The sequence below is a fragment of the Shewanella denitrificans OS217 genome (genome assembly GCF_000013765.1).
Classification (GTDB): domain Bacteria; phylum Pseudomonadota; class Gammaproteobacteria; order Enterobacterales; family Shewanellaceae; genus Shewanella; species Shewanella denitrificans.
In genome coordinates, this window is record NC_007954.1 from 3,615,673 (window position 1) to 3,640,261 (window position 24,589).

Annotated in this window: 20 protein-coding genes; 5 read left to right on the forward strand and 15 right to left on the reverse strand. The window is 47.0% G+C overall.

Features of this window, described 5'->3' with window-relative positions:
• Nucleotides 1-292 precede the first annotated feature (292 nt).
• The 3 genes from ahpF to SDEN_RS15665 all read right to left on the reverse strand — a co-directional run bounded on the left by ahpF (nucleotide 293) and on the right by SDEN_RS15665 (nucleotide 3,778).
• Nucleotides 293-1,888 (reverse strand): alkyl hydroperoxide reductase subunit F, encoded by a 1,596-nt coding sequence (ahpF, locus tag SDEN_RS15655; protein ID WP_011497437.1) that lies wholly within the window; start codon nucleotides 1,886-1,888, stop codon nucleotides 293-295.
• Nucleotides 1,889-2,170: 282 nt separating this feature from the next.
• Nucleotides 2,171-2,740, reverse strand: a complete 570-nt coding sequence (gene ahpC, locus SDEN_RS15660; protein WP_011497438.1) for an alkyl hydroperoxide reductase subunit C — start codon at nucleotides 2,738-2,740, stop codon at nucleotides 2,171-2,173.
• Nucleotides 2,741-2,908: 168 nt separating this feature from the next.
• Complete coding sequence (locus SDEN_RS15665) at nucleotides 2,909-3,778, reverse strand: AraC family transcriptional regulator (protein WP_011497439.1); 870 nt, start codon at nucleotides 3,776-3,778, stop codon at nucleotides 2,909-2,911.
• Nucleotides 3,779-4,083: 305 nt separating this feature from the next.
• On the opposite strand from SDEN_RS15665, the gene SDEN_RS15670 reads away from it, so the two are divergent.
• Nucleotides 4,084-4,776 (forward strand): class I SAM-dependent methyltransferase, encoded by a 693-nt coding sequence (locus SDEN_RS15670; protein ID WP_011497440.1) that lies wholly within the window; start codon nucleotides 4,084-4,086, stop codon nucleotides 4,774-4,776.
• 343 nt (nucleotides 4,777-5,119) lie between these two features.
• A complete protein-coding gene (locus tag SDEN_RS15680) occupies nucleotides 5,120-7,453 on the forward strand; it encodes a M4 family metallopeptidase (protein WP_011497441.1) in 2,334 nt (777 codons plus the stop codon).
• A 153-nt stretch (nucleotides 7,454-7,606) separates the two neighbouring features.
• On the opposite strand, the gene SDEN_RS15685 is transcribed toward SDEN_RS15680, so the two are convergent.
• The 3 genes from SDEN_RS15685 to SDEN_RS15695 form a co-directional block, all read right to left on the reverse strand.
• Nucleotides 7,607-8,677, reverse strand: a complete 1,071-nt coding sequence (locus SDEN_RS15685) for an ACP S-malonyltransferase (protein ID WP_011497442.1) — start codon at nucleotides 8,675-8,677, stop codon at nucleotides 7,607-7,609.
• The gene (locus tag SDEN_RS15690) at nucleotides 8,674-10,959 is read right to left on the reverse strand and encodes a thiamine pyrophosphate-dependent enzyme (protein WP_011497443.1); all 2,286 of its coding nucleotides are present in this window, start codon (nucleotides 10,957-10,959) and stop codon (nucleotides 8,674-8,676) included. The genes SDEN_RS15685 and SDEN_RS15690 overlap by 4 nt, the downstream gene beginning before the upstream one ends.
• A 226-nt stretch (nucleotides 10,960-11,185) precedes the next feature.
• Nucleotides 11,186-12,361 (reverse strand): acyl-CoA dehydrogenase, encoded by a 1,176-nt coding sequence (locus SDEN_RS15695; RefSeq protein ID WP_011497444.1) that lies wholly within the window; start codon nucleotides 12,359-12,361, stop codon nucleotides 11,186-11,188.
• 298 nt (nucleotides 12,362-12,659) lie between these two features.
• Between SDEN_RS15695 and SDEN_RS15700 the strand changes: the two genes are divergently transcribed.
• Together SDEN_RS15700 and SDEN_RS15710 are read left to right on the forward strand one after the other, a co-directional pair.
• Nucleotides 12,660-13,502 carry a LysR family transcriptional regulator gene (locus SDEN_RS15700; RefSeq protein ID WP_011497445.1) on the forward strand — a complete coding sequence of 281 codons (843 nt, stop codon included), beginning with the start codon at nucleotides 12,660-12,662 and terminating at the stop codon, nucleotides 13,500-13,502.
• A gap of 197 nt (nucleotides 13,503-13,699) precedes the next feature.
• Nucleotides 13,700-14,859, forward strand: a protein-coding gene (locus SDEN_RS15710; protein ID WP_086022092.1) for an IS3-like element ISSde6 family transposase whose coding sequence is annotated in 2 segments (ribosomal slippage) — nucleotides 13,700-13,949 and nucleotides 13,949-14,859 — 1,161 coding nt in all. Because the reading frame shifts where the segments join, the coding sequence is not laid out codon by codon here.
• 358 nt (nucleotides 14,860-15,217) lie between these two features.
• On the opposite strand, the gene SDEN_RS15720 is transcribed toward SDEN_RS15710, so the two are convergent.
• The 4 genes from SDEN_RS15720 to SDEN_RS15735 all read right to left on the reverse strand — a co-directional run bounded on the left by SDEN_RS15720 (nucleotide 15,218) and on the right by SDEN_RS15735 (nucleotide 17,818).
• Nucleotides 15,218-15,616, reverse strand: a complete 399-nt coding sequence (locus SDEN_RS15720; RefSeq protein ID WP_011497446.1) for a GFA family protein — start codon at nucleotides 15,614-15,616, stop codon at nucleotides 15,218-15,220.
• Between the two features lie 177 nt (nucleotides 15,617-15,793).
• Nucleotides 15,794-16,135, reverse strand: a complete 342-nt coding sequence (locus tag SDEN_RS15725) for a cupin domain-containing protein (protein WP_011497447.1) — start codon at nucleotides 16,133-16,135, stop codon at nucleotides 15,794-15,796.
• 9 nt (nucleotides 16,136-16,144) lie between these two features.
• Complete coding sequence (locus tag SDEN_RS15730; protein WP_011497448.1) at nucleotides 16,145-16,663, reverse strand: GNAT family N-acetyltransferase; 519 nt, start codon at nucleotides 16,661-16,663, stop codon at nucleotides 16,145-16,147.
• 75 nt (nucleotides 16,664-16,738) lie between these two features.
• Nucleotides 16,739-17,818 (reverse strand): DUF3626 domain-containing protein, encoded by a 1,080-nt coding sequence (locus tag SDEN_RS15735; protein WP_011497449.1) that lies wholly within the window; start codon nucleotides 17,816-17,818, stop codon nucleotides 16,739-16,741.
• Nucleotides 17,819-18,141: 323 nt separating this feature from the next.
• On the opposite strand from SDEN_RS15735, the gene SDEN_RS15740 reads away from it, so the two are divergent.
• Nucleotides 18,142-19,632, forward strand: a complete 1,491-nt coding sequence (locus SDEN_RS15740; RefSeq protein ID WP_011497450.1) for a DEAD/DEAH box helicase — start codon at nucleotides 18,142-18,144, stop codon at nucleotides 19,630-19,632.
• A gap of 275 nt (nucleotides 19,633-19,907) precedes the next feature.
• Here the strand turns inward: SDEN_RS15740 and SDEN_RS15745 are convergent, their stop codons facing one another.
• The 5 genes from SDEN_RS15745 to potA all read right to left on the reverse strand — a co-directional run bounded on the left by SDEN_RS15745 (nucleotide 19,908) and on the right by potA (nucleotide 24,481).
• Nucleotides 19,908-20,351, reverse strand: a complete 444-nt coding sequence (locus tag SDEN_RS15745) for a hypothetical protein (protein ID WP_041405851.1) — start codon at nucleotides 20,349-20,351, stop codon at nucleotides 19,908-19,910.
• Nucleotides 20,352-20,454: 103 nt separating this feature from the next.
• Nucleotides 20,455-20,877, reverse strand: a complete 423-nt coding sequence (locus tag SDEN_RS15750; RefSeq protein WP_198134605.1) for a hypothetical protein — start codon at nucleotides 20,875-20,877, stop codon at nucleotides 20,455-20,457.
• Nucleotides 20,878-21,600: 723 nt separating this feature from the next.
• Nucleotides 21,601-22,410: an ABC transporter permease subunit gene (locus tag SDEN_RS15755; protein WP_011497452.1), complete on the reverse strand. Its 810-nt coding sequence runs from the start codon at nucleotides 22,408-22,410 to the stop codon at nucleotides 21,601-21,603.
• The gene (locus SDEN_RS15760; RefSeq protein ID WP_041405852.1) at nucleotides 22,407-23,312 is read right to left on the reverse strand and encodes an ABC transporter permease subunit; all 906 of its coding nucleotides are present in this window, start codon (nucleotides 23,310-23,312) and stop codon (nucleotides 22,407-22,409) included. The genes SDEN_RS15755 and SDEN_RS15760 overlap by 4 nt, the downstream gene beginning before the upstream one ends.
• A complete protein-coding gene (potA, locus tag SDEN_RS15765) occupies nucleotides 23,309-24,481 on the reverse strand; it encodes a polyamine ABC transporter ATP-binding protein (RefSeq protein ID WP_011497454.1) in 1,173 nt (390 codons plus the stop codon). The genes SDEN_RS15760 and potA overlap by 4 nt, the downstream gene beginning before the upstream one ends.
• Nucleotides 24,482-24,589 lie beyond the last annotated feature (108 nt).

The following is a 24,589-nucleotide window of genomic DNA, read 5'->3' on the forward strand; positions in this document are numbered from 1 at the left end:
GCAAAGTTAAACTAAACTGCATCCCTAGCCCTTTTTTCATACTAGAACACACAATAAATAGCGCTTTGTGTCATCGATAGAGTCACTGCAGAACAAGTCAAACACCCGCACACAGTCGCTAGATTTTGCTTACCCATCCTTGAGTTAACATACACAAGCTTTTCATCTGTAACTTATTCTAGTCTCTAAATTTTAAAATCGCTGATAGACAGCAAAAATAATTTAAATAAATCATTTCAAGTCAATAGAAAAAGCCAGCACTAGGCTGGCTTAAATTTAACAAAGCTAACAATCATGCCGCGCTGGCTGCTGTTTCACTTGCTTTGACCTGTTGGATAACAGCTTCATCCGAGTGGCGAATAAGGTAATCAAATGCCCCAAGGGATGCGCTAGCGCCACTGCCCATAGCAATAATAATCTGCTTAAAGGGCACGTTGGTGACATCCCCCGCGGCAAATACCCCAGGAATTGAAGTCTGACCTTTGGCATCGACAATAATCTCACCTCGTTCGGTTAGCTCCACCACGCCTCTTAACCACTCAGTATTGGGTACTAGGCCGATTTGCACGAAAATACCCGCAAGTGTCACTTCATGGCTCTCGCCACTCTTTCTATCTGTGTAGCTAAGGCCTGTCACTCGCTTGCCATCACCCAGTACTTTCGTCGTCATCGCCTGGGTAATAATGGTGATATTCCCCATAGACTTAGCTTTACGCTGCAACACTTCATCAGCTCGAAGGTTCACATCAAATTCGAGCACTGTCACATGCTCAACTAGGTTGGCCAAATCGATAGCGGCTTCAATACCTGAGTTACCGCCGCCAATCACAGCCACTCGCTTACCTTTAAATAAGGGGCCGTCACAATGGGGGCAATAGGCCACGCCTTTTCCGCGGTACTCTTGCTCACCAGGGACATTCATTTCACGCCACCTTGCGCCAGTTGCCAGTAAAATGGTTTTACTGCTTAAGCTGGCGCCGCTTTCAAGGCCTAGCTTAAATAGACCTTCTTTAACCAAAGTATTGGCTTTTTGATTGGCCATGATATCTACATCATAGTCATGCACGTGTGACTCAAGGTTAGCCACAAGCTTTGGGCCTTCTGTTTTAGATACCGAAATAAAGTTTTCAATACCTACGGTTTCTGCCACTTGACCGCCAAATTTATCGGCAACGATACCTGTGACTAAACCTTTACGGGCCGCGTAAATGGCCGCAGCAGCGCCCGCAGGACCGCCGCCCACAACCAGCACATCGAAAGCTGACTTTTGGCTTAAAGCTTCCGCTTTACGGCTTGCTGCCCCCGTATCTAATTTATTTAAAATTTCTACCACACTGATAGCGCCCACAGAGAACGGCTCGCCATTAAGATACACAGCAGGTACAGAGAGAATATTACGCTGTGCCACTTCATCTTGAAATAATGCGCCATCTATCATGACATTAGTAATGTTAGGGTTTATCGCGGCCATCATATTCAATGCTTGGATAACTTCGGGGCAAGTCTGGCAACTTAAGGACACATAGGTCTCAAATTGGTATTTACCCGGCAACTGTTTAATTTGTTCAATCACATCGGTGTCGAGCTTTAATGGATGGCCACCGCTGTGCAGTAGTGCCAATACTAACGAGGTAAACTCGTGACCCATAGGCAGACCTGCAAAGGTAATCTGGCTATTATTGTCAGGATTTATCACCGCCATACTTGGTGTGCGCGCGCCTTGTACTTTGCTCAAGGTCACCAAGGCTGAGCTGTCGACTATGTCTTGGGCTAAGCTTGTTAACTCTTGAGATTTTTTCGAGTCATCTGCAGACACGACAAGTTCAACTGGGCGCTTGAGGTTTTGCAGGTAGGTTTTCAGTTGATTTTTTACATTCGCATCTAACATAACAACTCCTAAATTTTGACCTGATACTCATTTAGCATCAGTGAAATTTTGATAACAGTTTGCTGCCACTAAGGCCTGATCTCTTAAAGGATTGGCGGCTTAATGGGGAACAACCTAGATCTCAGCAATAATGATTGGCTTAAATAATATGAAAGCACTTGCCTAAGCGTCAGCTGCGATACAAGCGTTAACGCCTTAACATCGCATTACTGCAGGGGAGCTTAGGCAAACTTAAGGTCAAAGTAGAAAAGGGGTACTTTGACCTTAATCTACAGCTAAGGTTTAGATTTTACCGACGAGATCAATTGATGGGGCTAGTGTTTCTTCACCTGGCTGCCATTTTGCTGGGCAAACTTCACCATCGTGAGAAGCAACATACTGAGCAGCTTGAATTTTACGCACTAACTCTTGCGCGCTGCGGCCTATGCCTAGGTCATGAATTTCAGCCACTTTCACTTGACCTTCTGGGTTGATAACAAAGGTACCACGCAGTGCTAGGCCATCTTCTTCGATCATCACGCCGAAGTTACGTGTGATAGTGCCTGTTGGGTCGCCAATCATAGGGTAAGTAATTTTGCCGATTGTGTCTGAGCTTGCATGCCACGCTTTGTGGGTGAAATGTGTGTCAGTTGATACTGAGTAAACTTCAACGCCCATTGCTTGCAGCTTCTCATAATGATCTGCCATGTCGCCTAATTCTGTTGGGCATACAAAAGTAAAATCGGCTGGGTAGAAGAAGACTACCGACCATTTGCCTAATAAGTCTTGCTCTGTCACATCAACAAATGCGCCGTTGTGAAATGCTGTGGCTTTGAATGGCTTGATAGTGCTATTGATAATTGATTGAGTCATGTCGTGCTCCATTGTGTTTAAATACAAAACCAAAAACGCCTCGCTCTTGGTTGATGCAAATAGAATAGCGACATATCTAAATTAAATATAACGGATAAAAACTATCACCCTAATCGAATTATCAAATCACAACTTAACCAAGCCCATTCAGCCCTTAACCTCAAACAGCTATTCAAGGGGCAGATAAATATCCGTGAGCAAGTCGCATTCATCTACCTGGTGAATAAAATTCAGATAATGAAAAAACAGCGGCTCATCCCGCATAGCTTTGCCGCTTTGTGGTAACCACTCTCGGAAGAACCCATAAATGCTCGACTCCATGGCATCGTGACTGCCTTCATGGCGGATGACAGCATAGCAGCCTCCGGCAAGGGTACCAGTAACGACGCCGTACTCGTTGTCAGGCACAGCTTCATTGACTGAACCACAAAATCGAAAACGGAAGTCTTCAGCTGCCATGGTATTAGGATCACCATTAGGCACGCCATACGTGCGGCTAATCGCCACAGGTGATAGCCCAGTAGTCTTGCGCCATTCAATAAATTGTTTAGCCGTTTCCATTAGTTTTTCAGGGGCGCCGCTGTGCTCTAACTGAGCGACTTTTTGTATAGGTAGTTCAATAAGCTTCACATCCACAATAATGTCTCCTTGAGGTGGATTAACTAAGGTCATCACCGAATGCCAATGAGGCCAATCGGGGTTGCTGCGAAACTGTGAAGGACTTTGCTGAAAGGTTCGTTTAAAGGCACGACTAAAGGCTTCGGCGCTGTCAAATCCAGCCTCGATACCAATATCGAGGATCTTGCGTTTGGATTCGAAAGCTAACCGAAATGACGCCCGCTTAAGTCGCAAAAGCAATATATAACGGTTCAATTGCATGCCTGTGGCGGCTAAAAATAACCGATGAAAGTGAAATCGAGACAATAGCCCAACTTGGCTCAAATGGGTTAAGTTAAGCTCCTCATCCAGATGTTGACCAATATAGCTACACACCTCTTTTACTCTATTCAACTGACCACGATTTTTACTCTGTTTCATCAAATACTCTTTTTATAAAGCACGCCTTAAGTTCACAACAGGAGAGAGTGTGCCAGCGACCCAATGAGAATACTTGATTGAGATTGCGCAATTGCTTTTCTGGCTTCTAAATTGAAACACTTTGATCACACACTAATCTATTATTGGTATAAGCCTGTGCCAATTAGCATAGGTTTATTATCTAGGCTTTAGTCGAATCCCCTTGTGCTGGCCTCAAAATGCTTTACTGTGGGGAATACCCTGTTTTGTCATTTATATCTTCATTGGATATCTGACTGAGCCTAGCTGCTTACTTCGGATACCCTATGACAAGCCCCTTAACTCCTCCCATAACTACACCATTAGTTTCTCCCCTTCGCGTCCGTTATCAGACTATTGAGATTGGTGATACGGATCTCCACCTATGCACCCTGCGTGACAACCAACAATTTAGCGATCCTTTAGGGCTGGCACTCAGCTTGGGAATTTCCTCCGCCACTTGGCCTATTTTCGGTATTATCTGGCCCTCAAGCCTAGTCCTTGCCAATCACCTCGCTAATTACCACACTGCTGGGCTGCGCATTTTGGAAATTGGCTGCGGCATTGCATTATCGAGTTTAATGCTCAACCAAAGGCACGATGATATTACCGCCACAGATTATCATCCCGAAGTGGAAGCCTTCCTTACGCGCAATACCTTGCTTAATAATGACAAAACCATAGCCTTTGAGCGGGTGGATTGGGCCAATGATCAGAGTAAACTTGGCCTATTTGATTTAATTATTGGCAGTGATTTATTGTATGAAGACGAACATATAAAGCTCTTAGCCTATTTTATTCAACAACATGCGAACAAAAAATGTGAAGTTATTATCGTCGACCCAGGCCGTGGGCGAAAGAGTAAACTCAGCACACTCATGCTGGAATACGGTTTCAGCAGCCTACACACTAAACCCCTTCACACAGACTACTTAGAGCAAGCATTTAAAGGCCATATACTGACTTTTTCTCGCCTATAGCAGCATGCTCATCCCCCCCACACGAGCGTACTTTCGCCACTCTCATCTAACTAAGCCAAAGCGCCTATTCTAGGTCCGAAAGTACTCAGTTCGGCACTCAAGATAGTCTTTTTATCCGATTGATCAAATATTACATTTTGGTAACATCTGGGTGATATAAGCTTATTCGGCTAAGCACAGCTTAATATCCTGAATGCTTTGAACTGTGTAATTGCTTCTTTTGTGCCTCAACACCAAAGGATCTCTACAGCCAAATAAAGCCGTCGTTCTCAAATCATCTGCCCAGCCAATGATCATGTATGGCGCATTAAGGCGATTCACACAGTAAAAAAGGATTTCAAGCATGATGTTAAATAAGAAACTGTCACTGATTTTCATTGCCATGTCAGCGACATTAGGCACATCGGTATTTGCCGCTGATGTGGTCGATGTCGCAACCCTCAAAAGTAGCGCAGCTAGCAATGACTTAGTCTCTGGGCTTAATTTAGATAAAGGCAGCCAACTTAAAGTTGAGAAACAGCTCAACCTAAGTAAAGGCTTGCAGAAGCAGCGTTTACAGCAGTATTTCCATGGCGTGCCCATTTTTGGCTTCTCTGTTGCGGCTTCGCAATCTAGCATGGGCTTTTACAGCGACATGTCGGGCCGTGTATTACAGAACATTGAAAAAACCGCTGATTTTGCCAAACCTAAGCTAACAGTAGACCAAGCATTAGCTATTGCAGTTCGCGGTAAATCAGACAAAACCGTGGCTAGTGTGAAGGCTGAAAATCAACAAGCCAAGTTGTGGATTTACCTTGATGATGCAGCGCAAACTCGCCTTGTATACATCACCTCATTTGTCGTTTACGGTGAACAACCAAGCCGTCCATTCACTATTGTTGATGCACACTCTGGTGAAATCATTAAGCGCTGGGAAGGCATTAATCACGCCACAGTAGGCACGGGCCCTGGCGGCAACATCAAAACAGGTCAATATGAGTACGGCGTCGATTTTTTAAACCTTGACGTTGCAGTCAATGGTGATACCTGCACCATGAATTCCGCTAACGTCAAAACCGTGAACCTAAATGGCGCAACCTCTGGCTCTAGTGCTTTTTCTTACGTTTGCCCGCGTAACACAGTCAAAGAAATCAATGGTGCTTATGCGCCTTTAAACGATGCACACTACTTCGGCAACGTGATTTATAACATGTATAGCGACTGGTACAACACAGCGCCGCTAACCTTCCAGTTAACCATGCGGGTTCATTACGGCAGCGGTTATGAAAATGCCTTCTGGGATGGCAGTGCCATGACTTTTGGTGATGGTGCTACACGATTCCATCCCTTGGTGAGCTTAGATGTATCCGCCCATGAAGTCAGCCATGGTTTCACTGAGCAAAACTCAGGCTTAATATATGCCAACCAATCTGGAGGCATGAACGAAGCCTTCTCAGATATGGCTGGTGAAGCGGCTGAGTTTTATATGCGCGGCGCTAACGACTGGTTAGTGGGTGCCGACATTTTTAAAGCCAGCGGCGCACTGCGTTACATGGCAGATCCGACCTTAGATGGTAACTCAATCGGCCATATCGACGATTATTATGATGGTATGAACGTTCACCATAGTTCAGGTGTTTTCAATAAAGCCTTCTACACCTTAGCCAACATGCCAGGTTGGGATACCCGCAGCGCATTTCAAACTTTTGTTGTCGCAAACCAACTCTATTGGACTGCTAATAGCTTATTTTGGCAGGGTGCCTGCGGCGTTAAATCTGCGGCAACGGATCTTGGCTTAAGTGCTGCCGACGTGGTCACAGCCTTTGCCGTTGTGGGTATTACTCCTTGTGAAACTCCGCCACCACCACCTCCACCAGCAGCATATAAACTGACAAACGGTACGCCAGTGACTGACTTAGCTGGCAACGCTGGCAACAAGCAATACTTCACCCTAGACGTGGCTAGTGGCGCGACTGATTTGAGTTTTGTTATGTCAGGTGGTACTGGTGATGCTGACATGTATGTTAAATACGGCCAAGCCCCCAGCTCAAGCAACTATGATTGCCGCCCCTTCAAAAATGGCAATACTGAAAGCTGCCCCATAGTTCCAGCCCAAGCAGGTACTTATTGGGTAATGATTAATGCTTATAGTCGTTACTCTGGGGCAAATTTAGTGGGTAGCTATGTGGGAGATGATGCACCAAATCACAACCCAGCTGCTAGCTTTGACGCAAGCTTTAACAATGGCAATGCCAGCTTCAACAGCACAAGTACAGACAGTGACGGTGAACTGGTTTCATGGAGCTGGGACTTTGGTGATGGTCAAACTGCCACTGGCACAAATGTCACTCATCAATATGCACAATCGGGTTCATACACAGTGTCGCTGACTGTAACTGATAACGATGGCGCAACTGACACTACAGCCGCAGAGTTTGCCGTTGAAGTACCAGAAGTCGCCCTAGACATAGCAATAGACAGTGCTAACAAGTCACGCCGTGGTAGCATACGGGTCGCGCTTTCTTGGAGTGATAGTCATGCCGCTCAGTACACCATCTACCGTGACGGTGTTGCTGTGGGCACTTCAAGCCGCACATCCTTTGTTGACCGCTTCCGAGACTCAGCCGGCACAAGTTTCAACTATAAAGTCTGTGAAACCAACGGCCCTTGTTCAAACGAATCCAACGTTAATTTTTAAGGCAATGTTAAGGTTTTGTGGCGATAACCGCTTATGTCGGCGCCACAAAATCACTCAATTTGAACGACATGTGAAATAGAAAACATAAAAATGCCACTCATTTATTGAGTGGCATTTTTTATGCAGTTTTTAAGGCGAACCCCTTACTCAAGCTCACTCGCCTTTAGCAAGGGCACGCTGAACTTCTTGGCCCATGGCAAGCAGCTTGGGCTCGTTTTCTTGCGCTTGCGTAAAATCAGTTTTTGATTGCCAGCCAAAACCTTGCATGGCAATCAGCGCTTGGGCGACAGGGCCACCTAAGGTGTTACCTGGACCCAGTACCAGCACTTTATCTGGGGCAAACTCCTTGACCCCGACGGCGATGGCCTTAGTAAAATCATAGGGTGCCAATACCTGATGTCCCAAGGTGTAATCATGTAGCTTTTGGGTATCTGTGCTGTATTGAGTCCAAATGCGGCCTTCGCCGTCTATCATAGGAATAGTCGGCTTGTGGAATAACTCAGCGGCCAAAGCCGCCTTACCGCGCTCGCTTACCTGCCCTAATAAAGGTGAATGAAACGCCCCATGGTTATAAAGCCGCATCGGATACTTATCATCAATGCTTGGCAGCAAGGTTTCGGCGCGCTTAAGCCCGGCTTCATTGCCCGCCAACACCCGATAACCGCCTAAGTAAATTGAGGTGAACAGCGCACAGCCTTCCTCGTTATTCACCTCTGCGATGACAGTATCTAACAGCTGGGTTTTAGCGCTATCTAAACGCCACAGCTCATCCATTTCTGGGTAGATAAGCTGACCGCCAATTAAGCCATCGGCCATCATAGATCCCATGGTGTTGATGACACTAATAGCGCCATCCTCATCCAAGGCGCCAGCAAGCGCCAAGGCAATATACCAACCCATGGAGTTGCCTGTGACCGCCACTATCTCGTACTGCTCACGGTCGATATCCATAAAATCACTCATGGAGCAGGCATAGATCAAGGCCGAAGCGTTTTCCCCTGGGGTGTGCAGCTTAAATGAGTATTTAGCTTCAGCATCAAGGCTTGCAATACTGGGCTGCTTATGGAGATGCCTATATTCATCAATGTTTTCGATAAAATCTTTTTTATCAGCATGATATCGATTTAAATACCCTAGTTCATCCTTGTTGTAGCAGCCGCGCCCTGGGGCGACCACCAGTATTCTTTGCTTAGGCTTTGGGCTCTCGACTAGGCTTAGGCTCATGATTGTTTCTCCCGAGTTACGGCGCTGCGAGCAGCTTTTGCAGCCTGTGCAGTTAACTCGCCTTTCACTAAGGCGAGCGCCGCTTCGACTATGGTGTCTCGCACTGGTAAAGGTAAGGTGGCGGCATCCGCCAGCGGAATAAAGCAGTCCTCTGCGGTAATACGCGCCATCGGTGGGCATAAGTCCCCTAACTGCTCGTGCAAGCTAGTGATAATGGCTTCACTCACTGAACCACTGCGGCGACATTCATCCACGATCAAGATGTGGCGGCAATCTCGGGCTTTTTCGGCAATGCCCGCCTCGTTTAATGGTGCTAAATAACGTAAATCAATCACAGTAACGCCAATGCCTTGCTCTGATAAGATTTTTTCAGCTTGGCGGCTTAAGTAATAACCATTGCCATAACTGATAATGCACAGGTCTTTGCCGTTGCCGTATTGACCCAGCTCGCCATAGGCAAGCCTTGGCGCATTCGCTTGAGGCAAATATTGCCCCGCCCACAGGTTGTCTCCGGTTTCATGTAAATCACGAGTCATGTACAGAGCGATGGGCTCAAGAAATATCACCACTCTTTGCTCTTCTTGGGCAAGGCGCACACATTCTCGCAGCATGGCCATGGCATCTTCACCGTTAGAGGGGCAAGCTAAAATCAGCCCAGGTATGTCCCTAAATAAGGTGAAAGAGTTGTCATTATGGAAGTGACCACCAAAGCCTTTTTGATAACCTAGGCCGGCAATACGGATAACCATAGGGTTAGTAAACTGACCATTAGAGAAGAAAGATAAAGTCGCCGCCTCACCGCGAATTTGATCTTCGGCGTTATGCACATAGGCGAGGAACTGGATCTCAGGAATGGGCAGAATACCGTTGTGGGCCATGCCTATGGCTAAGCCTAAAATAGAGGTCTCATCCAGCAAGGTGTTGATCACCCGATTTGGCCCAAAGCGCTCCACTAAGCGCGAGGTCACGTGATAAACCCCGCCCTTCTTGCCCACATCTTCACCGCACACCACGATATTGTCGTGCCGCCCCATGAGCTCGGTTAAGGTGAGGTTGATAAGCTTACCCATGTGTACTGGTTTATCTAAGGACAACTTATCAGCGCACATCAACTTATTGAAAGCAGCTTCGCTGAGCATGGGCGCTTGGGAAGCTGCTAGTTTAGAAGGGACTAATTTGGGCGGGATGATACTCGCCATGGCTTGTTCTACGGTTTGCAATTTTGGCCTGTGGATCACTTCCATAGCGATGGCGGTAATTCTTGCCTTTAGCTCATGATAAAGGTCTATAACCCCTTGTGGCGTCAAAAGCTTAGCTTCAATCAGCTGCTGCGCCGACACCAATAAAGGATCTTGGGCTTCATTTTGCAGAATATAGTCTTTTTTCATGTAGGCGATTTCTGCATCACTGCCAGCATGACCCATTAACCGCACTGTGCGCACATGTAAGAACACCGGCTTTCTGTGCTTACGGGCATAATCTGCCGCCTGCTTACCCACACGATAGGTATCCAGTAAATCTCTGCCATCACAATAAAAATACTTAAGCCCAGGACGCTGACTAAAGTTGGCGGTTATCCAGCCCTTTGGCGTGCGGGTAGAAATACCTATGCCGTTGTCTTCACAGACAAACAAAAGTGGCAGTGGCACTTGCTGATAGGCTGTCCAACAGGCGGCATTGATGGCCGTCTGAGCACTGGCATGGTTTGCGGATGCATCGCCAAAATTACACACCACTATGCTGTCTTTAGGCATATTAGCCTCTATGGCTAGCCTATCGGTAAGCGGAATACTTAAGGCGGCGCCTACAGCCTTTGGCAGATGTGAGGCAATAGTCGAGGTTTGCGGCGGGATAAATAATCTCTTACTGCCCAATACCTTATGGCGACCACCAGAAATGGGGTCATCGCTGGAGGCCGAAAAAGATAACAGCATGTCCCACAGCTGAGTCTCCCCTGGCACTTGCCTGCCACGCTCTATCATAAAGGCGGCGCTGCGATAATGCAGGAACGCCATGTCCGTTGGCCTTGTGGCCAAGGCATAAGCCGCGTTGCCCTCGTGGCCCGAACTGCCTATGGTATAAAAACCTTGGTTGCGGGCGCGCATTCTGCGGGACTCTAAATCCAGCAACCGGCTCTTTAATTGCGACTCGAATAGGCCTAAAAAGTCGGCATCGCTTAAGCCTAATTGCTTATGATCCCAGCCTTCGCCTATGTCTTCAAAATCTTGTGCTAATACCCGCTCAATAAACTGACGCTCTAATGCTATTGCTCTGTCTTCCATTCCAGCCACCTTAAGTGTTTCGCCTGAATTGTTAACCACCTAACCCGATCCCCTGTTTCACTGCGTCATCACTGCTTGTTAATTGAGTTGAAATAGTCAGTTTTGAGCGACATCAGCACCAAAACTGCATTATTTATCACCAATTTACCAAGCTTGGGATGATAGATATCGCCTCAGGGCTAAGCCCTGAGGTCAGTAAATATGTCGCAGATTACATGGCCTTAGGTTAACCGAAGGCTTGCAGACCCGTTTGGGCACGGCCTAAGATCAGCGCATGAATATCATGGGTGCCTTCATAGGTGTTAACCGCTTCTAGGTTCATCACATGACGTATGACATGGAACTCATCGCTAATACCGTTGCCACCGTGCATATCACGGGCCATACGGGCAATATCCAGCGCCTTACCACAAGAGTTACGTTTAATCATAGAAATGGCTTCAACCGGCAGGGCTTCACTGTCCATCAAGCGGCCAGCTTGCAAGCAAGCGAATAACCCCATGGTGATATCGGTTTGCATATCGGCAAGTTTTTTCTGAATAAGTTGGGTTGCCGCTAATGGGCGATTGAATTGAATTCTATCTAGGCTATATTGACGGGCTGCATGCCAGCAGAACTCAGCCGCGCCCAGTGCGCCCCATGCGATACCGTAACGGGCCTTGTTTAAACAGCCAAATGGCCCTTTTAAGCCAGACACATTAGGCAGCAGTGCATCTTCACCCACTTCCACATTGTCCATCACGATTTCACCTGTGATAGAGGCGCGCAGCGAAAACTTGCCTTCAATCTTAGGCGCGCTTAAGCCTTTCATGCCTTTTTCGAGCACGAAGCCGCGAATTTCACCGTCAAGCTTGGCCCAGACGACAAACACATCGGCGATAGGCGAGTTGGTTATCCACATTTTGGCGCCCGTTAACACATAACCGCCCTGGGTTTTAGTGGCGCGGGTCTTCATGCCGCCGGGATCTGAGCCTACATCGGGTTCAGTTAAGCCAAAGCAGCCCACCCATTCACCACTGGCAAGTTTAGGTAAGTACTTCATCCGCTGCGCTTCGCTGCCGTAGGCATAAATAGGGTGCATGACTAATGAAGATTGCACGCTCATGGCCGAGCGATAGCCGCTGTCGACCCGCTCAATTTCACGGGCCACTAACCCATAGCTGACATAATTGGCATCGGAGCCGCCGTATTGCTCAGGCAAGGTTGAGCCCAGTAACCCTAATGCCCCAAGTTCAGACATGATCTCGCGATCAAAATGCTCATTTCGGTTAGCCATCAAGACGCGGCTCATTAACTTTTCTTGGGCATAATCATGCACCATATCGCGGATCATCCGCTCTTCTTCTGTGAGTAAGCTGTCGAATTGTAACGGGTCTTGCCAATCAAATTTAACGCGGGACATGAGCATTCCTTTTAATTATCTATTGGCTAACCCTTCCTTTCGCCTACCACATATAAGGCATGGGACCGATTGCCACTCTACTTAAGTGATGAATGATGTGTTGAGTCTGTTTTTATTCGACGCAGCAAAGCCGCAGCTGTTTATTATTGTTCTAAGCCAGTGCGCGGTAGCGATTTGTGTTTTTAGTGCTACAAGGCATTGCTTTGATTGACTTAGCATATCCACAATATTACCTTAGGCAAAATATTCTTTTTCTTTAGCATCCATAGCTTTTATCTATATCTTACGGGAAGGTAAAGTGAATCTCAGGGCCCTAGGTTATTTCGTTGCCGTGGTAGAACGCGGCTCCATCAGCGCCGCTGCTAAGCTGTGCTACATTTCTCAGCCATCCATTTCAGCCGCCATAGGCACGTTAGAAAATGAGCTTAATACTCAATTATTTCAGCGCCATGGTAAGGGAGTGAGCCCCACAGATGCTGGCACTCGTTTGTATCCACTGGCTAAACGCTTATTGAATGAGTCTAAAGCCATTCAAGCCCTGTTTAGCAAACCCGAGATTCAAGTGCCCTTTAAGCTGGGGCTAATACGCTCCCTGGGTGTACAGCGCATGAGTATGTTGCTTAAAGACTTTACCAATGCCTGCCCGGATATGGACTTGACCTTAGTGGAGCCTAGCGAAGATGCCGATGCGAAAATCATCAGCACCTGCGATCTCACCAGTAATGAAAACTTTCTGCCCATGTGGCATGACACTTACCTGCTGGCCATTCCGCCCGCCTTTAGTTTGAGCCTTAAATCATCCATCAATTTAGGCGATTTACAGCAGCAAGCTTTCATCCACCGCGCCCCCTGTGAGGCACTCACTAGCTTGCAGCAGCTGTTAGATATGGAAGGGATTAAGATGCAGATAAGAGCCAGAATTCAAACCGTGGAATACGCCGTTGGCCTAGTCGCCGCCGGCCTAGGAATCGCTTTGGTGCCAGCCATTCCCGCGATTCTAGAACACAAAGACATCGTCTTTCGCCCCCTTGCGGACATAGAGCTTAAACGCACAGTCGGCCTCGCCCTGCCCCTAGGGCAAACCCATACTGAGCAGCAAAAACAGCTGTCGGCCCTGTGCGGTAAATACCACAGTGACTAGGTTCTAGGTTCTAGGATCTAGGATCTAGGATCTAGGATCTAGCACCTTAGGGTTTAGGCGCTCAACGCTGCAATGCATTGCTCTCTACACTGCCACATTGCTGACGCTTCGGTTTCACCATAATGCAACCTGTTCTGGTCTAATTCCATCGGACACTTAATTTTGAGACAGTATGGTCAATAAATTAAGAGGTCTATATGAGTCTAAAAAAATCACATAAGAGTTATCCTCAAGCATATAAAGATGAAGCCGTCTTGATGGTGCTAGAGCAAGGTTATAGCGTTGCTGATGCAGCAAAGTCTCTTGGGGTTAGCACTAGTCTGCTTTACAACTGGAAGGAAAAACACCAAGCCCTACAACAAGGTATCGCCTTAGAAGAATCGGAACGTGATGAGTTAAAAAGATTGCGTAGAGAAAACAAAGAATTACGCATGGAGAAAGAAATTCTAAAAAAGGCAAGTGCCTTCTTTGCGAGAGAAATGAAGTAAAATTTCGCTTCATCAAACAGCAATCAAACCTGTTCCCTATAGCACTGTTATGTCGAGTAATGAGTGTCAGTAAGTCAGGCTATTACGATTGGCATAAACGCCCTACAAATGTGATAAGCCTTGAAACATTGAAGCTTTATCGCCTTGTTCGACAGCTATTTAAGCAAAGTCGAGGCAGCTTAGGGAATCGTGAAATGGTGAAGAAATTGCGCAAGGAAGGCTACCAGGTTGGTCGCTATCTCGTTCGTAAAATTATGCACCGCCTTCGACTCAAAGCTACCCAGCGACGAGCTTACAAGGTGACGACACAGCGAAAACACTCTGATGCAGTGGCTGATAATCTGTTAAACATGAACTTTAACCCAGTATCCGCAAATCAGGTTTGGGCAGGTGACGTGACCTATTTAAAGACAGGTGAAGGCTGGATGTACTTGGCAGTGGTAATGGATTTATATTCACGCCGGATTGTTGGATGGCACATAGACAAGCGTATGACCACGGATTTGATATCTAAGGCATTAATGAAAGCCTACAACCTGCGTCAACCGGCCAGAGGGCTGGTATTTCACAGTGACCGAGGCTCACAGTATACCAGCAAGCAATTCGGTAAGCTGCTATCGAGCTATGGTATCCGAGCCAGTATGGGGGATGTGGGTGCGTGTTGGGATAATGCCGTCGTTGAACGTTTCTTTGGTAGTTTGAAACACGATTGGATTTTTAAAGTTGCTCAACCAACAAGGGAGTTTATGAAGCAAGATGTGACTGCTTACATGAAATATTACAACTTGGAGCGACTTCATTCTGCTAATGGTGATCTGTCACCTGTAGAATTTGAAAATTCTCAACTAAAAGTGTCCAATTTGGGTTGACCAGTACACCCATTGTTATGACAAAAGTTCAGACCAACCCGCCTTAGAAGTACTCCCAATTAAACCTAACTTTTGCGTGAGCTAGATTGCGTTTCAACTCAAAAGCAACACAGATGCAAAAAGGAATAATGGAGAATTGGCCGATACTTTCAAAGGTAAATGGATCTGAGTAAAGGACCTGCCCTGCTAAATAGCCAGCAGAAAACAAAGCGCACAGAGGAAGCAGGCTTAGGCTAAGCCAAAACCAACATTCTTTTAAATACAGCATAAAATCTAAATCCTTTTATATTATTGAAAACCTTACCGTAGGCTGAAAGCTTCAACAAATCCCATATTTACTCTGCATTAATTTTGTAGCTTAACCAAACTCTTGATGCTGGGGCAGTGTATCTGTGATTTCATGCCAATCGGCTTTGTTAGCAACAAAGATATGTCGAGTCGCTTTAACATTGGGATTGGTGTCTAAGGTGCCTAAGGGAAAACCTAGCACATCTGGATTAGCATCAAACTTGGTGAATAGACTCGAGCCGCAGTTGGAACAAAATCCTTTGTGCTCACCGGGTGATGACTCATAAAAGCGGATCAAATCCTCACCGGTTAAGGTGTTCCAGCCATGGCTGCTAATTTTAGCTCTGGTGCGAAATGCCGAGGCGTGCAATTTACGGCACATAGTACAATGACAGTTGAGTACATCTTCGAATTCACTGTCTATCTCAAATGTCACCTTTTGACATAAACAACTTCCTTTTTGAACCATGATCCCATCCTTGATTGATTAGCGTTAGATGCGCTTGATAAATGCACAAGTGTTAATATACAGCCGCAACAAACAGTCTGCAAGCAGTTGATTATTACACCTTATGTCAGTACTAGACTCGATATGAAGCATTGTGTTCTTCTGCGAGTCTTAAATTAAAAAATGGCTAAAAAGAGACTAGGCATTGATCCTATCCCCATGACTTGGCGGCGTTGAGACCACGATAAATACCAGCGTTTCCTCGTTCACGTTGCTTAATTGATGCGCCATCAAAACAGGGACGTGCAACCCTTGATTTGCTGCTAACTGATGAATTGTGCCATCAAGTTCTAGTGTGGCCACTCCTGATAACACATAGAAGAACTGCTCACTGTGGGCATGATAGTGACGTATTTCGGCGCAGCCACTGGGCACGGATTCTTGAATGACACTTAAATTCGGACTTTTAGCTAAATGCCATCCATCACAATGGTCGCCCCAGAGATAATGCTCGGCGTTTTGGGTTGATACTACAGACATCTATTTTCCTTAAGCTAATTGGTAAACCATAGGTTGAACTTGTAATTGACTGCCTTGCCTTAACGGCGTTGGTTGCCCCGCATCATTAAAGCCAAAAGCACGGTATAAGTGGTACGCACCGCTATTGTCTATGGCAACATCGAGTGCCAGCACAGTGGCGCCGCCACTGATAGCCCAAGTCTTAAACGCGGCCATTAACTGCCGTGCTATCCCTAAGCCTCGATAGTCAGGATGAACCCACATTCGATACAGATAGGCGGTATCTTGGCTGATACTAGGGCTAGGGTTCGAGCTAAGGCTATCCATTTTACCCCATGCAAGCCCAGCGGCTTTGCCATTATGCAGCGCCAGCAGTGGCATTGAATTGCTGCAATTAATCCCTTGGTTTAAAAAGTCTTGCCAATCAGCATCACTGCGGCCACTTTCAGCGGCAACTGTACTACCAAAGGCATCGGGCGCTTCTGTCAACGCCGCTAATCGTAAGCCTTTATAGACAGACCATTCCTCAGGATAAAATTGTCTTATCATACTCTTCCTTAAACTCTTCCTTAAACTCATCCCTACACTCATCTTTAAACTTACTGCCTGTATTTATTGACAAATTCAATGATTATCAAAATTGTCTTCCCTAGGTTTGCCGAATCTCACCAACACATGCCATAACAACTTAAGTTCTTGGGTTTTCTTGGCCTGAGAGCCGCGCTCACTCCATGAACTGGGCTGCTTTTGCAGTCTTGCGGCTTCTGCGCCAACTGTCTTGGCGTCAATAACCTCATCGATGGCAATTTGCTTGGCCAGTACAGGCATTGCGGCGCCGCGAAAGTCTGTCGGCACCTTATCGCAGGCTAAGGTTAAGCCATTGTGCCAATGAAGGTTTATTTGATAGTCACTGCACAGCTGATTGAAGTACTCCTCAGTTTCAGTGCCTTTAAAACTTGGGTCCGCCACTAGATAGCCAATGTCGTCGGCAAGAGACACATCACCGTGGATCTGAGCTTCGATATAGTGATCCAGATTGCCTAAACCTGGCAGTTCGAACCGCGCCGCCACCGATGACTTAGCCTCACAGGCCATGTGGGCCATGATGTCTCTGGGCTTAAATGGCTGGCGACCTAAAGCATAACAACGCTCAAAACTCTCACTCAAGAGCGCCGCCAAGATGGCATCGAAACAGCTTAAGGTGCCCTTTTCTTTTGGCAAGCGATAGGAGTCCATGTAGCTGAATGTGCAGCGAGACAAGACTTGAGAGTGAGTCAAAAAATAGCAGCTACCAAAGCGTGGCGCTGGGCCTAATGGGCACAGGCCTAAATCCAGCGCCCCGTATTTAGGCCGAGACTTGATCCCCGAATAGCTATTGCCAAATAGCTGGTTCTCCCAATGATCCCGTGGGCCGCCTAATTCTGGTGACAATTGGCCATTGGAGATATGGGTTTCGAATTGGCTCTTGTAAATGCCATCGCGCAATAAGCCTTGCACTACGGTTAGGCCGCGATTATCGATCCGGTCCGGATGAAAATGCAGTGCCACCCGCCCCTGATGACTGAGCTGCTTCATGGCATGCTGCAGTTCTTGAGTAGGAATGTCAGACATCATCAGGATGTTTTTTATCACTGCATGGGCTTGATCCCTTAACCCAAGGGCTATTTTCTCTATATGAGAAACCGCTGCTAGCTTACTGGTCATTTAGGCCTCGATATTAAGGGGACTCATTACGCCCTAATTTTAGGATAGGTCATGAGTGGCAAAGTCGCATTGTAGGTAATAAGCTCAAATTTAGCACTGGATATTATAAAAAGTGTAGAAAAATGTGCCACATAGAAGATAAAAACCACACAATTAAGCCTAAGTGATTTGAAATCGACTCCAGCGAGCCGCCAGGCATTTATGTTAGCCCCTGAAAACGGGTATTGATGGCGATTTACCCCAACTTAGGGTAAGCTTCACGGCCGCCAGATCTGGCACCCGATCATTTATTGCAGCGCATTAGCTGCCGAAGAGTATTTTGTATGAGTTTTTCCTCCCTAGGCCTCAGTGCCGCCCTGCTAAAAGCCATCGCTAAACAAGGCTATGACACACCAACAGCCATTCAGGCCCAAGCTATTCCAGCTGTATTGGAAGGCAAAGACGTCATGGCTGCGGCCCAAACAGGGACAGGGAAAACCGCTGGTTTTACATTACCATTATTAGAAATTTTGTCTAAAGGCAAACCTGCACAACGTGGCCAAGTGCGTGCCTTAGTGCTCACCCCAACTCGTGAACTGGCAGCTCAAGTGGCCGACAGTGTTGAGACTTATGGTCACAACTTACCGCTTAAATCTGCGGTCGTGTTTGGCGGCGTGTCCATAGTGCCGCAAATTGCGGCGTTAAAGCAGGGCGTGGATATTTTGGTGGCAACCCCAGGTCGACTACTGGATTTGTGCAACCAGAGGGCGCTCAGTTTTAGCACCTTAGAAATTCTAGTGTTAGATGAAGCCGACCGCATGCTGGACATGGGCTTCATTCGTGATATCCGTAAAGTATTAGCCATGCTGCCAAAGCAGCGTCAGAACCTGATGTTCTCGGCCACCTTCAGCGATGACATTCGCGAGCTTGCCAAAGGGTTAGTGAACAATCCGGTTGAGATTTCAGTTACGCCGCGCAACGCCACCGCCAACACTGTGACTCAGTGGGTCACCCCAGTGGGCCAGAGCGACAAGACCTCTGTGCTTATCGATTTGATTAAAGACAATAATTGGCAGCAAGTGTTAGTGTTTTCTCGCACTAAGCACGGCGCCAACCGTATTGCCAAAAACCTTGAAGCCGCCAGCATCAAAGCCGCGGCCATTCATGGCAATAAAAGCCAAGGCGCGCGCACTAAAGCCCTTGCGGATTTTAAAGCCGGTAAAGTGCAAGTCATGGTGGCCACAGATATCGCCGCCCGCGGTATCGATATCGACCAATTACCATTTGTGGTTAACTTCGATTTACCTAACGTGTCAGAAGATTATGTGCATCGTATTGGCCGTACCGGCCGCGCTGGAGCCAGTGGACAAGCCGTGTCGTTAGTGGCCGATGAAGAAGTCAAATTACTGCACGACATCGAGCGCTTGATTGGCCGAGTCATCGACAGAAAAGCCATTCCAGGGCACGAGCCAAGACACAGCTTGCCCGAGCCAAACCTTAAGGGCCGCACTGCATCGAATCACGGCCATGGCGCACGCAGCAGTCAAGCCAAGAGCCAGCCACAGCACAAGCAGCCGAACCCTAATCGCCCTAAGCATGCCCAGCATGCCAATGACCGTAAGGCCAACGACAGAGTCGCCCAAAGCATAGGCTTAGAAGAGAAGCCTGCAAAGCGTCCACGCCGCGCCCCAAAACCAGCTGGTGAAGCGGCACTTGGCGCAAACACGCCTTCACGCCCTACTCGTAGCCCAAGACGCTCAGCCTCAAATGAAGGCCAGGCGGCTAACGCCAATCCAAGCAAAGGCGCTACAAACCCTTGGGGCAACAGAGACTAATCATCTCAGCCAAGTGTTTGGCTCGTATATCGTGAATATAAAAAATGGGGATGATCATATCATCCCCATTTTTATTATTTTTTGAAGACTCTTGTGTAAACATCAATGGCCTATAAGTAACATGCCGAGGAGCAGCCATGGAATGGACGGTCGTCTAGCAACTCTCTTACTACAGCGCCATGGCTCACCCTTTTAGCATTGATGTAAATCACTTAACTAAAAGCATAAAGCCCAAAAATTTTACCCTAGGTGGCACAATTAACGTTTATTACATCTCAAGAAAATATCCCATCTATCAAGGAATCAAGCTTTCTATTTTCAGGGATCGACTTTCCTAAAAATAAGATATCTAAGCAGAGTATTGGTGCCGCATAAATAATAAAACCGGCAAGGCCATGCACATATAACCAGTGAGGCAACATTGTTAACATAATGACAGGAAAGGCCCAGATAAAAACGATAGGCCTTGTTCTTACATGAAGTTTCGAGCCAGACTCACAATTCTCAATCCAAAGTTCTTTGGATACAGAATAATTCAGCTGTTGGTAAGCGATATTTTTATAAAAAGAAACACCAAAGGTTCGTGTTCCTTTGCTGACAACCTCAACAAACTTAACACGACTTACGTACTTATTATTAAGCTGATACAACTTCTCAATAGCCTTTTCAGCTTTGAGTGGCGTATCAATTATTCTTGTCCGTCTAAATAGACTAATCATGGTTTAAACACAAAGCCCCTTACTCTGTAATGGTCTAATGATGTAGGCGACTTTTGTGCGTTTCTTTGCGCAAAAGGTGCCAATATTACGGAGTCCGTTGGTGCTACTGGTGATGTGTTGTTGACTCAATTGGGTACCCCTTAGGTTGCGATTCAAATGTTAGTTTTGGAGCACTTTCCTCTAATTTTAATGCATAGATTTTACCATCTTGGTTTATCTGTGCTTTTAACGTGCCATTAAAATAAGGACCATCTTCACCTTTATGTGGAACTACCCTTTCGTATTTCCAGTTACCTAACTCGGAAGTCACAATAAACTCTGAACCTGTAAGTTTGAAGCTACCGCGAGTACCTACATCTACTTTCAGTTCTTCATTAGATGCAGATACAAATATAACCTCTGATGTGTTGTTATATAAATCAATATACGCAAATCTAGGGCAACCGGACAACGAAATGGCTACAAGTAATACTATAGATATTTTACTAAAGAAACTGACCATTCCTGTGGAGCCTCTATTACACATAACGTCTTAGTCTTTATGCCTTGCGCTGTTTGCAAGGCATAAATCGCGTGTTGGACTTATTCCCAAATATGGCCGCTGCCACATCCAGATTAATTGGTAGCTCTTGACTTAACGTAAGATGCTATAGGAATTTGCTTTTACGGGGTAGTTGTTTTTTAGACTATTTGACGGCTAATGACTTGATATTGTTTTAACTTTATCACCTTATGCTACTCACTTTCTCTTACACATCAGCTTTGATCTATTACTCATAAAATCAACACACCTAACTCTCAATTGACACAACTGTCACAGATTGCACCTATTACCCTCGAAGGTGCCGAAATATTCACTTAAAAATACCGTGTAACCATCAGGGCCACTCTCATCCGTCCATGGATTACATGGCATTCAGGCATCCTGCCTATCAGAAATGGTTAAGGCTCGTAGGGCACATGGACGTGCCGTCGAGCTGTTAGGAATTTTTAGGTGAATATGAGCTTCACGTCACAAGAGTACAACTTCGCGGGCGGCACGGGGGACTCTCGCAGCAGATCGGCAAGAGGGGATAATGCTGTTGTTTTCCCCTCTTGGCCAGTGCAGGGTGGAACCCTGCGACTTTGATTTAATGGGTGAGTCATCACCTTTTCTGAATGTGTTCGTGAGCCACGAACGTAGAGTTGCCAAACTGCTCTAACAACTGGGTGTGACTCTCCACCAACATTACATTAACGTATCAGCGCATCACTGCATATTGGCTTTCTTCTCTGCCCTTCTGGCAAAAAACCACAACAGGAAGGCGATCAAGGACACGCTCAAAATGATCAAGGTCGCTAGCGCATTGATCTTAGGCGAGACCCCGAGGCGCACCGAGGAAAAGACGATCATCGGCAAGGTAGTCGCCCCAGGTCCCGAGGCAAAGCTTGCGATGACTAAGTCATCCAAGGACAAACTAAATGACAATAACCAACCCGCCGACAGCGCGGGCGCTATCATAGGCACAGTTATCTGCATAAAGGTCTTAAAGGGCGTAGCCCCTAAGTCCATGGCCGCTTCTTCGATGGATAAATCAAGGTCGCGAAGCCTAGATGACACCACCACCGCCACATACGCGGCGCAGAAGGTCGAGTGAGCCAGCCAAACGGTTAACATGCCCCGCTGGGTCGGCCAGCCAATTAAGTCCGCCATATGCACAAATAGCAGCATCAAGGATAAACCTGTGATCACCTCTGGCATCACCAAGGGCGCGGTTATCATGTTTGACAGGGTTATCTTGCCCCAAGAGCGGCGAAAGCGGGTCATCACGAAGGCTGCCATAGTGCCTATGATCACCGCCATGCTGGCGCTGTAGAAGGCAATTTGCAGACTGGTCCAGACGGCGTCCAAGATCTGTTGATCCTCAAACAACTCGCTGTACCATTTAGTGGAGAAACCGCCCCACACAGTCACCAGCTTTGAGCCGTTGAAGGAGTAAAAAATCAAGATGAACATGGGGGCATAGAGGAAAATCAGCCCTAGCCACAGCATGATGTTGGAGAAACTTAACTTTTTCATAGGTCTTTCTCCAACTCTCTTGCCTGATAGCGGTGGAACAAGGTAATGGGGATAATAAGCAAAGCCAACATCACAATTGCCAGTGCCGATGCCACAGGCCAATCGCGGTTATTGAAAAACTCTTGCCAGAGAATTTTACCTATCATCAAAGAATCTGGGCCGCCCAGCAGCTCAGGGATAACAAACTCGCCTACGGCAGGAATAAACACCAACATGGAGCCAGCAATAACGCCACTCTTTGATAGGGGCAAGGTCACCCGCCAGAAGGTATTGATGCTGCGTGAACCCAGATCCGATGCAGCCTCGATTAAGCTCATATCCAGTTTTACTAAGGTGGCATACAAGGGCAAAATCATAAACGGCAGGTAGGCGTACACTATGCCGATATAGACGGCGAAATTGGTATTCAACATTTGGATGGGATCACTAATAACCCCAGTCCACAGCAGGAAGTTATTAATCAGGCCGTTGTTACTCAATAGCCCCATCCAGGCATAGACTCGAATAAGAAACGACGTCCAAGAGGGCAGCAAAATAAGCAGCAACAGCACAGTTTGCAGTCTAGCTGGCGCTTTAGCGATGGCATAGGCCATGGGGTAGCCCAAGAGCAAACAGCCTAAGGTCGCCACAAACGCCGTCTTAATCGAGCTTAGGTACGCCATGTAGTAGAGTTGATCATCAAGCAATAACAGGTAGTTACCTAGGTTAAGGAAGATGTTCAGCGCCTCATCCACATAATTAAAGGTCGGTTCATAGGGCGGGATGGCAATCGCCGCCGAAGAGAAGCTTATCTTTAATACTATGGCAAAGGGCAAAGCAAAGAACAGCAATAACCACAGGTATGGAATACCCATGGTGAGGTGCCGACCCTTGATAAAACCAAATAGGGATTTTATTTTCATGATCTTAATACCATGCCGCTGCTGGCCTCCCAGCTGATGAAGACTTGGTCTTCCCAAGTCGGGCGATCGCTTCGACGTTCACGGTTGGCCATGCTCGACTGCACGATTTGACCATCTTCAAGCTTGATGTAGTACACAGAAATGCCCCCAAGATAGGCGATGTCATGCACCACACCCTTGGCCCAGTTGTATTCACCCTCTGGCTGCTCACGGCAAATAATGGTTTTCTCTGGACGCAGCGCCAGCCAAACGTGCTTGTCTTCCACGCTGGTCGAGACGCCATAGTCCACATAAAACTGCTGCGACAAGGTCTTAGAGGCGATGATCACATGGGCCGCTTCATCTTCGACGATATCACCTTCAAACAAGTTAACCGTACCGATAAATTCGGCGATCATGCGGCTATTGGGGCTCTCGTAAATGTCCATGGGTGAGCCAGTTTGGGCTATCCAGCCTTCACTCATGATGGAGATACGCCCTGCCATGGTCATGGCTTCTTCTTGATCATGGGTCACCATGACGCAAGTCACGCCGACACGCTCGAGAATTTCGACCACTTCGAGCTGCATTTCAGTACGCAGTTTTTTATCCAAGGCCCCCATGGGCTCATCCAATAACAACAGCTTAGGCCGTTTGGCAAGGGAGCGCGCCAAGGCCACCCGCTGACGCTGGCCACCTGACAATTGCTGCGGCTTACGCTTAGCGTATTTTTCCATGTGCACCAGCTTGAGCATCTCTGCCACTCGCTGAGTGATTTCATCCTTAGGTAATTTATCTTGCTTCAAGCCGAAGGCAATATTTTGCTCAACCGTCATGTGCGGAAATAACGCATAGGACTGGAACATCATATTGATTGGCCGCTCATAAGGCGGCATGTCGGTAATGTCTACGCCATCCAAGTAAATTCGGCCTTCACTGGGGCGCTCAAAGCCTGCAAGCATGCGAAGTAGGGTCGACTTGCCAGAACCTGAGCCACCAAGCAACGCAAATATTTCGCCTTTATTGATAGTCAGTGACACTTTGTCTACGGCACGCACGCCATCAAACAACTTACTCACGCCATCTATCTTTAGCAGCACTTGTGGTTCGGCGGCTTGCTGTGGTGCTAGTGGCTGTGTTGTTAGTGGCTGCGGCGCCGTGTGTTGGGCAGTGCCCGAGGTGCTTGACATAATACTTCTCCGTCTTACCGGCCCAAAGCCAAGAGGCTAAAACCTTTATTTTGTTATTTTTGATTGTCATTAAACAATCATGGAGAAGCAAGCTTCTCCATGAGTCTA